Origin of the sequence: Rathayibacter sp. AY1C6, from assembly GCF_002931535.1 — a bacterium.
Taxonomy (GTDB): domain Bacteria; phylum Actinomycetota; class Actinomycetes; order Actinomycetales; family Microbacteriaceae; genus Rathayibacter.
Genome location: NZ_PSWC01000003.1, coordinates 180185 through 192597, shown reverse-complemented (window position 1 = coordinate 192597; position 12413 = coordinate 180185). Strand labels below are relative to the sequence as shown.

Here is a 12413-nt window from a genome sequence, read left to right as displayed (position 1 = left end):
CGTCCTCCTCCGCGGAGCAGAGCGCGGAGACCGAGAGCAGATCGCTCCGCCACTCCGCGAGGCGCGAGGGGATCGGCGCCATGGTGTGCACCGCGGCGAGGACGGGGCGCTCGGGAGTGTCGGGGCGTGCGACGAGGGACGGTGTCGATCCGGTGACGACCGCGGTGGTGTCGACGCTGTAGCCGCCGAGCGAGGGGGAGAGCAGCAGGGCCGCCCCGTCGTCGGCGCCCGACCCGGCGTAGTGGAGGGTCATCGACATCCCCTGGGCGCTGAGCGCGTTCACGACGTCCTGCGCGTGCGTCTGCGAGACCTCGAGGAGGGCGATGCCGTCGACCGCGCTCTCCCGGGCGAGCGAGGCGATCGTGTCGACGGGCACGCCGTCGTGCAGCACGTTCCAGGTCGCGAGGCGCACGTCGGCGAGGCGGTGGGCGCGCGGAGCGGCGGAGTCGTAGCCCCGCGCTCCCTGCACTCCCGCGAGCACGAGCGCGAAGACGACGCCGAGCGCCGCGAGGGCCAGCGCGAGGCGCCTGACCGGAGCGACGAGGACCGCGATCACGACCAGGACAGCGGCGAGCCCGACGGCCGCCGCGCCCGTCGCGAGCCGGAACGGCACCAGCTGGGCGAAGGGGGCCTCCCGGGCGATCCCGAAGAAGCCGGGCGCCGCGACCACCAGCAGAGCGATCGCCACGATCACCGCCACCGCGGTCTTCACCAGTCTCGTCCCCATCGCCGCCCAGGCTACTAGGGCATCGGAGGGCTCGCAGGCGGCGCGTCTACGATGAGCGCATGCATGTCGACGGGGGCCGTTACGACCTCCACACCCACTCCGTCGTCTCCGACGGCACCGAGGCTCCGGCCGTCCTGGTGCGGGCCGCGGCCGCGGCCGGGCTCGCCGGAGTGGCGCTCACCGACCACGACACGACCGGCGGCTGGGCCGAGGCGCTCGCCGCGGCCGACGAGGCGGGCATCGACCTGCTGCCCGGCATGGAGCTCTCCTCCCGCGTCGGCTGGGCCAGCGTCCACGTCCTCGCGTACCTCGTCGATCCGGCGGATCCGGGGCTCGTGGCCGAGACCGCGCGCATCCGCTCGGCCCGCACGCACCGCGCGGAGGCGATCGTCACCGCGATCGCGGCCGACTACGACCTCACCTGGGACGACGTCCTCGCCCAGACCAGCCCGGGCACGACCATCGGGCGTCCGCACATCGCCGACGCGCTCGTCGCCCGCGGCCTGGCCACCGACCGCTCCGCGGCCTTCGCGGGGATCCTCGACTGGCGCGGCGGCTACTACCGCCCGCACTACGCCCCCGACCCGGTCGACGCCGTGCGCCTGGTCCGCGCGGCGGGCGGGGTCCCGGTCATCGCGCACCCGGCCGCGAGCGCCCGCGGGATCGCGGTCGAGTCGATGCTCCCGCAGCTCGTCGACGCCGGCCTGTTCGGCCTCGAGGTCGAGCACCGCGAGAACACGGCCGACGGCAAGCGCCGCCTGCGCGAGCTCGCCGAGCAGTACTCGCTCGTCACCACGGGCTCGAGCGACTACCACGGCACGGGCAAGCCCAACCGCCTGGGCGAGAACACGACCGCGCGCGCGACCGTCGACGCGATCCGCTCCTCCGCCCGCTGAGTCGCGGAGAGCCGCTGGGAGGCGGAGAGCCGCCGGATCACCGTGACCGCCGAGGGGCGGAGAGCCGCTGAGTCGCGTGGGGACACCGCTGAGTCGCGGGACAGCCGCTGAGACGCCGAGAGCCCGCCCTCCCGCGACGGATCGCGGGGGGACGGGCTCGGGGTGCGGAGGCTCAGGCCTGCGCGTCGGGGCGCGGCGAGCGGCGGCGCGACCGGGTGCGGCGGCGCGGTTCGCTGTTGCCGTCGTGGTGCTCCTTGCTCTCGCTCGAGGGAGCGGGGCCGGTCTGCTGCGGAGCGGTCGAGTCGGCGGAGTCGGAGCGGGTGCGGCGACGCGGCGGCCGGTCACCCCGCTCGGAGCGCTCGCCGCGGTCGGAGCGCTCGCCCCGGTCCGGGCGCGCGTCGGCCTTCGCCTCGGCGGGGATCGGGGTCGGCTTCAGCCGTCCCTTGGTCCCCGCGGGGATGTCGAGGTCGGTGTAGAGGTGCGGCGACGACGAGTAGGTCTCGACCGGGTCGGGCTGGCCGAACTCCAGCGCCCGGTTGATGAGGGCCCACTTGTGCAGGTCCTCCCAGTCGACGAAGGTCACCGCGATGCCGGTCTTGCCCGCGCGCCCGGTGCGGCCGACGCGGTGCAGGTAGGTCTGGTCGTCGTCCGGGATCGTGTGGTTGATCACGTGGGTGACGTCGTTCACGTCGATGCCGCGCGCGGCGACGTCGGTCGCGATCAGGATGTCCTTCTTGCCGGCCTTGAACGCCGCCATCGCGCGCTCGCGCTGCTCCTGGTTGAGGTCTCCGTGCACGGCCGCCGCGTTGAAGCCGCGGTCGTTGAGCTCCTCGACGATGCGGGCCGCGGCGCGCTTCGTGCGGGTGAAGATGACGGTCTTGCCGCGGCCCTCGGACTGCAGGATGCGCGCGATGACCTCGTCCTTGTCGAGCGAGTGCGCCCGGTAGACGATGTGCTTGATGTTCGCCTGCGTGATGCCCTCGTCGGGGTCGGTCGCGCGGATGTGGATGGGCTTGTTCATGAAGCGGCGCGCGAGCGCGACGATCGCGCCCGGCATCGTCGCCGAGAAGAGCATGGTGTGGCGGGTGGGCGGCGTCTGCGCGAACAGCTTCTCGATGTCCGAGAGGAAGCCCAGGTCGAGCATCTTGTCGGCCTCGTCGAGGACCATCACCTGCACGTTGGCGAGCGAGAGCAGGCGCTGCCCGGCGAGGTCCAGGAGGCGGCCGGGGGTGCCGACGACGATCTGCGCGCCGGCCTTCAGCTGCTCGATCTGGCCCTCGTAGGCCTTGCCGCCGTAGATCGAGACGATCTTGGTCGGCCGGTTGGAGGCGGCCAGCTCGATGTCCTCGGTGACCTGCACGGCGAGCTCGCGGGTCGGGACGACGATGAGCGCCTTGACGCCCGGCTCCGGGTCGGTGCCGAGGGCCTGGATGAGGGGGAGGCCGAAGCCGAAGGTCTTGCCGGTGCCTGTCTTGGCCTGGCCGATGATGTCCTGCTTCTGCAGGGCCAGGGGGATCGTCTGCTCCTGGATGGGGAACGGCTCGAGGATGCCCTTGGCGGCGAGTGCGGCGACGATGTCGTCGTCGATGTTCAGATCGGAGAAAGTCACGGAGTGAAGCGCCTGTCGTGTCGAACGGTCTACGCCCCTGTACGACTCCGGGCGCAGGGTCACCGATCCAGCGCCGGTGACATCCCGGCGAGTCTACTGCTCCCGGCCCCGCCGGCCCCGGAACCCCGCTCCTCCGGCGCCCTATGCTGAGGAAATGGCTGCCTGGTTCCGACGTCGACGTCCCCTGCTCGAGGTGCCCCGCCTGACGCCCCGCGGGGAGTCGAGCCAGAAGCGCGACCGCGTCGACCTCGCCGACCTCACCCCCGAGGTGCTGCCCTACCTCGGCCAGGTCGCCTACCTCCAGCTCGCGGTGTTCGAGGTGCTGGCGCGCGCCGTCGCCGAGACCGACGACCTCGCGGACAAGGAGGCCATCTCCTCCGCCGCCGGCACGGCGCTCGCGAAGCACCACGCGGTCGTCGCCGAGCTGCGCCGCCGCGACGTGGAGCCCGGCGAGGCCATGACTCCGTTCCGCCCCGCGATCGACACCTTCGAGCGGCTCACCCGCGGGGCGGACCTCCACGAGACGCTGCTCTCGGCGTACATCACGGCGGGCCTGCTCGACGACTTCTTCATCCGCCTCACCGGCGGGCTGCCCACCGACGTGGGGCCGCGCATCGCGCAGACGCTCGGCGCGGACACGGGCGTCGACGGCGTGATCGCGATCCTCCGCCGCGAGATCGCCGCGGACGAGCGCCTGGGCTCGCGCCTGGCCATCTGGGGCCGCCGCCTGGTGGGCGACACCCTCCTCGTGGCGCGCTCCGCGCTGATGGGGTCGGGCAACCACGACTCCGACGAGTCGCGGATCGAGCCGGTGTTCACCGAGCTCATCGCCTCGCACACGCGCCGGATGGACGCGCTGGGGCTCACGGCCTGACGGTTCCCGGCGTCGCACTGCCCCGGAATCCGGAACGACGGAGGCGCGGAAGTCCGAGGACTCCCGCGCCTCCGGCTCGGATCAGGGGGCGACGCGTCCCGAGAGCATCGCCTGCAGGGAGGCCTCGTCGCGGCGGGCGCGGCTGCGCCCGAGCGAGAGGCCGACCGGGACGACGACCACGGCGGTCGCGACGAGGGACAGGACCCAGATCAGGCCGCCGTCCCACGGCAGGCCCGCCCAGGTCAGTGCGACCCAGACGACTGCGGCGACGAGGCCGCCGATCGCCGGGACCAGCACGGAGCCGTGCAGGTGCCGGTGCGGCAGCCCGTAGCGCGCGGCGAGACCGATCAGGACCCCGAACAGGGTGATGAAGAGGAGCTCCACGACGTGTCCGCCCGGGACGCTCTAGGCGACGAAGCCGACGCGGCGCGACTCCTCGGAGCCGACCTCGACGAAGGCGATGGTGGCGGTCGGGACGATGTAGATCTTGCCCTTCTCGTCGCGGAGGCGGAGGACGGCGGTGCCGGCCTCGAGAGCGGTGGTCACCGTCTTCTCGACCTCGGTCACGGACATCGACGACTCGAAGTTGAGCTCGCGCGGGGTGTTGACCATTCCAATACGGATTTCCACCAGCAGTGCCTTTCGGGAGGGGACGAGGGTGTCAGGATACGGGACCGTGCTCGGACGACCGCGCCGGTTTCGCGGTGAGCGGAGCGGGCGGCCGGGGCTCCCGGCGGGGACGGGCGGGAGTGTCGGACCCGGTGGCTACCGTGGTCGTGTGACCGCTCCCGCGACCCCCGCTCCCTCCACCGCAGCCTCCGTCGGCGAGGCGCTCCCGGGCGAGCCCGCGGTCGTGCTGGACGACTCCCAGCGCGCGGTGCTCGCGCTGCCCGAGGGCCGCAGCGCCGCCGTGCTCGGGGCGCCGGGAACGGGCAAGACCACGACGGTCGTCGAGCTGGTCGCCGAGCGCGTCCTCGAGCGGGGGTACCCGCCCGAGTCGGTCGTGGTGCTCGCGGCCAGCCGCACCGCCGCCACCGCCCTGCGCGACGTGCTCGCCCTGCGGCTGGGAGTGCCGACCCGGGGCCCGCTCGCCCGGACCGCGACCTCGCTCGCGTTCGAGGCGGTCACCTCCTCCGCCAAGGAGCGCGGCCTCGAGCGGCCGACCCTCCTGACCGGCGGCGAGCAGGACGCACTCCTGTCGGAGCTCGTCGAGGGCCACCTCGAGGAGGGGACCGGCCCGCGGTGGCCGGAGGAGTTCAGCCCCGAGGTGCTGCGGCTGCGGACCTTCCGGACCGAGCTCCGCGAGTTCGGGATGCGGGCGACCGAGCAGGGGCTCGACTCGGACGCGATCCGCGCCCTCGGGGTCGACGCCGAGCGCGGCGAGTGGAGCGCGGCGGCCGACGTGCTCGACGAGCTGCGCGAGGTGGTCGAGTGGATGGCGCCCCAGGCGGGGACCCGCCTGGACGCTGCGGAGTTCGCGGCCTACGCGGCCGAGGCGATCCGCGCGGGCGAGGGCGGCGAGCGGATCGACGCGCTGCGTCTGGTCGTCGTCGACGACCTCCAGGAGGCGAGCGAGTCGACGCTCGTGCTGCTGCGGGCGCTGACGGAGCGCGGGGCGACCGTGATCGCGCTGGGCGATCCGGACGTGGCGACCAGCGCCTACCGCGGCGCGGCCTCCGACACGCTCGGCCGGTTCGCCGCGAGCATCGGCGCGTCCGACGTCGAGACGCTGGTGCTCGCGCGCGTGCACCGCCACTCGGCCGCGCTGCGGGCGGTCGTGTCCGCGGCCACCGAGCGGATCGGCACCGCGGCGGCCGGCCGGCAGCGGGCGGCGGTCGCGGCTCCGGCCCCCGACGCGGGCCCGGCACCCGTCCTGGTGCTGCACGCCCCGACGGCGGCGCGCGAGGCGGCGACGGTGGCGCGGCTGCTGCGCGAGCGGCGGCTGCGCGACGGAGTGGCGTGGCGGCGGATGGCGGTCGTCGTCCGCTCCGGAGCCGCGGTCCAGCCGCTGGTAAAGGCGCTCGCGGTGGCGGAGGTGCCGACCCGCTCCGTGCTCGCCGGACGGGCGCTGCGCGACGATCACGCGGCCCGGGCGCTGCTCGTGCTGGTCGGCGTCGCGATCGGCGAGCGGCCCCTCGATGCGGAGCTCGCGGCGGAGCTGCTGCTCGGCCCGTTCGGCGGGGTCGACCGGCTGGGGCTGCGCCGGCTCCGGCTCGCACTCCGGGCGGAGGAGCTCGCCGGCGGCGGCATCCGCGCGAGCGACCCGCTGCTGGTCGAGGCCCTCGCCGCGCCCGGCCGATTCGCGACCATCGACTCCGCTCCCGCCCGGCAGGCCGAGCGGCTGGCCGTGACGATCGACCGGGTCCGCCGCCTGCACGAGGAGGGGGGCTCGATCGAGGAGCTCCTGTGGTCGGCGTGGGAGTCCAGCCGCGTCGCGTCCTCCTGGCGCGAGCTCGCCCTCGGCACCGGCCTGACCGCCGCCGAGGCCAACCGCAACCTCGACGGCGTGGTCGCCCTCTTCAGCGCCGCGCGCCGGTTCGTGGAGCGGGCGACCGGGCACTCCGCGGTCGGCTTCGTCACCGAGATCCTCGAGGCGGAGGTCCCCGAGGACACGCTCGCTCCGCGCTCCGTCGAGGACGCGGTCCTGATCGGCACGCCCTCCTCCGTCGTCGGCCTCGAGTTCGACGTCGTGGTGGTGGCGCGACTGCAGGACGGCGTCTGGCCCAACCTCCGCCAGCGCGGCTCGCTGCTCGATCCGGACGGCCTGCTGCGGCACGCCCGCGGCGAGGGCGGACTGCCGCTCGACGCCCGCAAGGCCACTCTCGACGACGAGCTCCGGATGTTCGCCCTGGCCGCCTCCCGCGCCCGGCGGCAGCTCGTGCTCAGCGCCGTCGCGGGCGAGGACGAGACGCCCTCCCTCTTCTTCCGGCTCACCCCGCCGGACGCGCCGCGGCTCGATCCCGCCTCCGCGGTGCCGCTCACGCTGCGCGGGGCGGTGGCGGCGCTGCGCCGGACCGCCACCACACCGGGCTCGACCGAGGCTCCCGCCGCCATCCGAGGGCTCAGCGCCCTGGCGCTCGCGGAGGTCCCCGGCGCCGACCCCTCCTCCTGGTCCGGGGTGCTCGAGCCCTCGACCACGGAGCCCCTCTTCGACGTCGGCGACCCCGAGCGTCCCGTCTCCGTCTCGCCGAGCCGCCTCGAGGCCTTCGAGCGGTCCCCTCTGGACTGGTTCGTCGACGCCGTCTCCGGCTCCACGACGAGCACGGCGATGGGGGTCGGCACCCTCGTGCACTGGGTCCTCGAGAACGCCGAGCGGCCCGATCCGCAGGAGCTGTGGGCGGCTCTCGAGTCGCGGTGGCCCGAGCTGGTCTTCGAGTCGCCCTGGCTGGGGGAGCGGCAGAAGCGCGTCACACGGCGGCTGATCGACGGCCTCGCGGGCTACCTCGCCGACTTCGAGCGCGGGGGAGGCGTGGTGCTCGGCCGCGAGCAGCAGTTCGAGCTCGACGTCCCGCCCGCCCGGGTGCGGGGCTCGATCGACCGCGTCGAGCGCGCGGCCGACGGCTCCGTCACGATCGTCGATCTCAAGACGGGCCGCAGCACCCCCCGCAAGGACGACATCGCCGAGCACGCGCAGCTGGGCAGCTACCAGCTCGCCGTCGCCGAAGGGGCGATCGAGGCGGCCGACCCGGCCGACGGGGGAGGCGCGAAGCTGCTCTTCGTGGCGACGGGCGTGCGCGGGAAGCCGTACCGCGAGGTGGTCCAGGAGCGCTTCGGCGAGGAGGAGCTGGAGCGGCTGCGCGAGCGCGTCCGCGCCGCGGCCCTGGGCATGGCGGCGGCGGGCTTCTCGGGCCTGCTCGACGCGACCCCGTTCTCCCCCGGCGACGCCCTGCGGTACCGCATCCACGCGGTGCCCGAGGTCCCGGGGGACGGACTCCTGGCGATCGACGAGGTCGACGAGACAGAGGACCTGGAGGACTCCGAGGAGCCGGGTCCCGATGCGTCGGCCGATCCTTCCGGCCCCGCCGACCCCGACCCCTCCGCCGTCCTCGAGGAGGAGCTGCCGTGATCGACGCCCTGACCATCGCCGAGCGCCTCGACCTGCGCCCGCCCACCGCCGAGCAGCGCGCCGTCATCGAGGCGCCGTTCGAGCCTGCCCTGGTGGTCGCCGGTGCCGGCAGCGGCAAGACCGAGACGATGGCGAACCGCGTCCTCTGGCTCCTCGCGAACGGCCACGCGGCGCCGTCGGAGGTGCTCGGCCTCACCTTCACCCGCAAGGCGGCGGCCGAGCTCGGCGAGCGCATCGGGCGGAGGATCGACCAGCTCGGCGCGGCGGGCCTGCTCCCGCTCGCGCCCGGGCAGTCGGCGCCCGACCCGTTCGAGGCCGCCACCGTCTCGACCTACAACGCCTTCGCGAACACGATCTTCCGCGACAACGCGGCCCTGATCGGCCGCGAGGGGGACGCGACCGTGCTCTCCGAGGCCTCCGCCTGGCATCTCGCGCGGGGAGTCGTGGCCGACACGGCCGATCCGCGCATCCTCGAGGTGGAGGCAGGGATCGACCGGCTGACCGACCTCGTCGTCTCGCTCGCGCACGACCTCGCCGACAACCTCGCCGATCCGGCCGCGGTCGCCGCGTTCGCCGAGGACTTCCTCCGCCTGGGCGAGCTGCCGCGCGGAGGCAGCGGCTCGGGGCTCTACCGCGAGCTCGAGAAGGCGCTGCAGGCCGTGGGCGCGCTGCCGGTGCTGACGGCGCTCGCCGAGCGGTTCCAGGAGGCGAAGGCCGAGCGCGGCTTCGTCGAGTTCTCGGACCAGGTGGCCCTCGCGCTGCGGATCGTCGACCGGGTGCCGCGGATCGTGGACGAGCACCGCGCGAGGTACCGGGTGGTGCTCCTCGACGAGTACCAGGACACCTCCGTGCTGCAGACCCGCCTCCTCTCGCGGCTCTTCGCCGGGCAGGGAGTGATGGCCGTGGGCGACCCGCACCAGTCGATCTACGGCTGGCGCGGTGCGAGCGCCGAGGGGCTCGGCCGCTTCGGCACCGATTTCGGGGGAGCGGGCCGCTTCTCCCTCAGCACGAGCTGGCGCAACGGCCGCCGCGTGCTGACCGCCGCGAACGCGATCGTGGAGCCGCTGTCGGCGGGGAGCGCGGTCGCGGTCGACACGCTGAGCGCGGGTCCTCAGGCCTCCGAGCACCCGGTCGAGCTCACCTTCCCCGAGACGATCGAGGAGGAGGCGGACGACGTCGCCGCCTGGTTCGCCGGGCGCCTGCGCCAGAGCGCCGAGCCGCCGTCGGCCGCGGTGCTCTTCCGGGTGCGCGCGCACATGGACCGCTTCGCCGCCGCGCTGGCGAAGCACGGCGTCCGGTACCACATCCTCGGCATCGGGGGCCTGCTGCGGCAGCCCGAGATCGCCGACCTCGTCGCCGCGCTCACCGTGGTCGAGGACCCGGCCGCCGGCAGCGAGCTCGTCCGCCTCCTGGCCGGCGCCCGCTGGCGTCTGGGCGTCCGCGACCTCAAGGCGCTGCGCGACCTCGCCTCGTGGCTCGCGGCGCGCGACCACGCGCACCGGCTGCTCCCGGAGGATGTGCGCGAGCGGATGCGCGCGTCCGTCACCGAGGGCGAGGGCGGCTCGATCGTCGAGGCCCTCGACTTCATCGCGGCGCGCCGCCCCGGCGACGACGGGCGGATCGACCATTCCGCGCTCGGCGGGTTCAGCGCCGAGGGCCTGCGGCGCCTGCACGAGGCGGGCACCCTGTTCGCCCGGCTGCGCGCCCGGGCCGGGCTCGACCTCCTCGACTTCGTCACCCTGGTCGAGCAGGAGCTGGGCCTGGACATCGAGGTCGAGGCGAACGAGTCGCGCGGGGACGGCCGCGCCAACCTCGAGGCCTTCCGGGAGGCGGTGGCCGGGTACCTGCAGACGGACGACCGCGGCGCCGGCACCGGCTCCTCCCTCCGCGGATTCCTCCGCTGGCTCGTCCTCGCGGACAAGCGCGACGGCCTGGCCCCGCGACCGGAGGACCCGGAGCCGGGGACGGTGCAGCTGCTGACGATCCACGGCTCCAAGGGTCTGGAGTGGGACCTCGTCGCCGTCCCGCGGATGGTCGACGGCGAGCTCCCCGGCACGCCGGTCGAGGGCTTCCGCGGGTGGGTCAGACTGGGCGCGATGCCCTACGCGTTCCGCGGCGACGCCGCCGAGCTCCCCGATCTCGCCTGGCGCGGCTGCAGCACGCAGAAGGAGGTCGTCGACGCGATCGGAGCGTTCGGCGACACCCTCCGCGAGCGCAACGAGGCGGAGGAGCGGCGTCTCGCCTACGTGGCAGTCACGCGGGCGCGTCACCACCTCCTGCTCAGCGGCTCGTGGTGGGCCGGCCAGGCCAAGCCGCGCGGACCGGGCGTCTTCCTCCGCGACCTCGAGGAGGCCGGCACGATCCCGCCGCTGCCGACCGAGCCCGCGAACGAGGAGAACCCGCTCGAGCGGGCCCCGCGCACGTTCCGCTGGCCCCACGATCCGCTCGGCTCCCGCGGCGACCGGGTCCGCGCCGCCGCCGCCCGGGTCCGCAGCGCCGAGCCCGCTCTGCTCGGAGCGCGCGGCGACGACATCCGCCTGCTGCTCGCCGAGCGGGCGGTGCGGCTGGCCGGGGGCGAGCGCACGCCGCTGCCCACCCGCATCCCCGCCTCCCGGTTCAAGGACATCGTCAGCACTCCGGACGAGGTCGCCGCGCAGCTGCGCCGGCCGATGCCGGAGCGCCCCTACCGGCAGACCCGGCTCGGCACGACCTTCCACTCCTGGGTCGAGAACCGCTTCGGCGTCCAGGGCGGGGCGGAGGCGGTCGACACCTTCCCCGACGAGCTCGACGACGCCGGCCCCGCGTCCGTCGAGCAGGAGCGGCTCGACGCCCTGATCGCCACGTTCGAGCGCTCGGAGTGGGCCGACCGGCGCCCGGAGGCGGTCGAGATCGAGATCCACCTCCAGCTCGCCGGCCACGTCGTCGTCTGCAAGCTCGACGCGGTGTACCCGACGGAGGACGGCGTGCAGATCGTCGACTGGAAGACCGGGCGGGCGCCGAAGGACGCCGCCGACCTCGAGCTCAAGCAGTTCCAGCTCGCGCTGTACCGGCTCGCCTACTCGCGCTGGCGGGGGGTGCCGCTCGAGAGCGTCGACGCCGTGTTCTACTTCGTCGCCGACGACCTCGTGCTGCGGCCCGAGCGGTTCTACTCCGAGCGCGAGCTCGCGGAGTCGCTCTCCTCGGCGACGGGAGCGAGCCCGCGGCCGTGAGCGGAGGAGCCCGTGCGGGCTCCCGGCGTGCGGTTGAGCAGCTCCTCGACCTCCGAGACCGCCAGCACCGGGCCGGTGTCGGTCGAGAGGGGCGCGGAGAGGTCGCCGAGCACGCTGTCGACCAGCGTGTCCAGCATGGCGACCGCGTCGTCCACGATGGCGGAGTCGTCGGTCTCGGTGCCGTGCAGCAGCCAGCGGGCGAGCTCGAGCTCGGCGTAGAGCTGGGCGCGCTGGCGGATCGTGCGGTCCACTGCTCCCGCGCGCATCCGGGAGTAGGCGGAGAGCGCCGTCTCCGAGCCCGGGGCGCTCAGCAGCCAGTGCAGGTCGCGCGCCGGGTCGCCGACCCGCAGCGCCGCCCAGCCGAGCACGGCCGCGACGACGTCGCCCGAGCGGAGGAAGGAGTCGGCGGTCATCGAGCCGTTCACCACGGTCGGGTCGAACTGCCAGAGCGCCTCGTCGGAGGAGGCCGACTCCCAGCGCGCGACGAGCGCCGCCGGGACGTGGCCGGTGTCGGCCGCGCGCTCGATCACCGCGACCGTCTCGTTCACGCTGTCGCGCGCGGTCGCGATCGGCAGGCCCGCCTCCTGGACGAACGACACCGGGAGCGAGTGGATCGCCCCGACGGCCCGGCCGATCGAGTCCGCGAGCCCGCTCTGCGCGGCCACGTCGTCGATGAGGACGCGATCTCCCTCGAGGTACTCGTAGACGACCGCGCGGGTGCCGTCGAACGGCGTCTGCCCGACGCTCTCCTGCAGATCGAAGGGCAGGCGGCTGCGGATGCCGGCGGTCAGCGCCCGGAGCGCGACGAGGTCGCCGAGCTGCTCCTGCTCCGCGAGCGCGGACGTGGGCACGCGCACGACGAGGCGGGCGCCCTCGCGCGTCGTCAGCAGGGCGGAGTCGAAGTCGCCGTGCGTCGAGGAGGTGAAGGGGCGCGCGGAGCGGACGTCGAGGCCCTCGACGGCCGAGGTGGCCAGCGCGGCTAGAGTGAGATGGGATCTGGCCATGGTTTCCAGGGTAGGCGGCTCGTGCCCG

Annotated in this window: 9 protein-coding genes; 4 read left to right on the top strand and 5 right to left on the bottom strand. The window is 74.6% G+C overall.

Annotated features, from left to right (window positions below; all coding sequences use genetic code 11):
• Positions 1-727: hypothetical protein (locus tag C5D36_RS03780; RefSeq protein WP_146083686.1), on the bottom strand; the 727-nt coding region annotated here is incomplete at its 3' end.
• A gap of 59 nt (positions 728-786) precedes the next feature.
• On the opposite strand from C5D36_RS03780, the gene C5D36_RS03775 reads away from it, so the two are divergent.
• On the top strand, positions 787-1623 hold the full coding sequence (locus C5D36_RS03775) for a PHP domain-containing protein (protein WP_104295208.1): 837 nt from the start codon (positions 787-789) through the stop codon (positions 1621-1623).
• Positions 1624-1795: 172 nt separating this feature from the next.
• On the opposite strand, the gene C5D36_RS03770 is transcribed toward C5D36_RS03775, so the two are convergent.
• Complete coding sequence (locus C5D36_RS03770) at positions 1796-3232, bottom strand: DEAD/DEAH box helicase (RefSeq protein WP_104224844.1); 1437 nt, start codon at positions 3230-3232, stop codon at positions 1796-1798.
• Between the two features lie 154 nt (positions 3233-3386).
• Between C5D36_RS03770 and C5D36_RS03765 the strand changes: the two genes are divergently transcribed.
• The gene (locus C5D36_RS03765; RefSeq protein WP_104295207.1) at positions 3387-4106 is read left to right on the top strand and encodes a ferritin-like fold-containing protein; all 720 of its coding nucleotides are present in this window, start codon (positions 3387-3389) and stop codon (positions 4104-4106) included.
• An 81-nt stretch (positions 4107-4187) separates the two neighbouring features.
• Here the strand turns inward: C5D36_RS03765 and C5D36_RS03760 are convergent, their stop codons facing one another.
• Positions 4188-4490: a hypothetical protein gene (locus C5D36_RS03760; RefSeq protein WP_104226942.1), complete on the bottom strand. Its 303-nt coding sequence runs from the start codon at positions 4488-4490 to the stop codon at positions 4188-4190.
• A gap of 21 nt (positions 4491-4511) precedes the next feature.
• Positions 4512-4736: a DUF3107 domain-containing protein gene (locus C5D36_RS03755; RefSeq protein WP_104224841.1), complete on the bottom strand. Its 225-nt coding sequence runs from the start codon at positions 4734-4736 to the stop codon at positions 4512-4514.
• 148 nt (positions 4737-4884) lie between these two features.
• Here C5D36_RS03755 and C5D36_RS03750 point away from each other — a divergent pair, with 148 nt between their 5' ends.
• Both C5D36_RS03750 and C5D36_RS03745 read left to right on the top strand, forming a co-directional pair.
• Positions 4885-8172, top strand: a complete 3288-nt coding sequence (locus C5D36_RS03750; protein WP_104295206.1) for an ATP-dependent DNA helicase — start codon at positions 4885-4887, stop codon at positions 8170-8172.
• Positions 8169-11381 (top strand): ATP-dependent DNA helicase, encoded by a 3213-nt coding sequence (locus tag C5D36_RS03745; protein ID WP_104295205.1) that lies wholly within the window; start codon positions 8169-8171, stop codon positions 11379-11381. Before C5D36_RS03750 ends, C5D36_RS03745 begins: the two co-directional genes overlap by 4 nt.
• Here the strand turns inward: C5D36_RS03745 and C5D36_RS03740 are convergent.
• Positions 11318-12385, bottom strand: coding sequence for a phosphotransferase (locus C5D36_RS03740; RefSeq protein ID WP_104256193.1), 1068 nt, complete (start codon positions 12383-12385; stop codon positions 11318-11320). The two genes, C5D36_RS03745 and C5D36_RS03740, sit on opposite strands and share 64 nt — an antisense overlap.
• Positions 12386-12413: the final 28 nt, after the last annotated feature.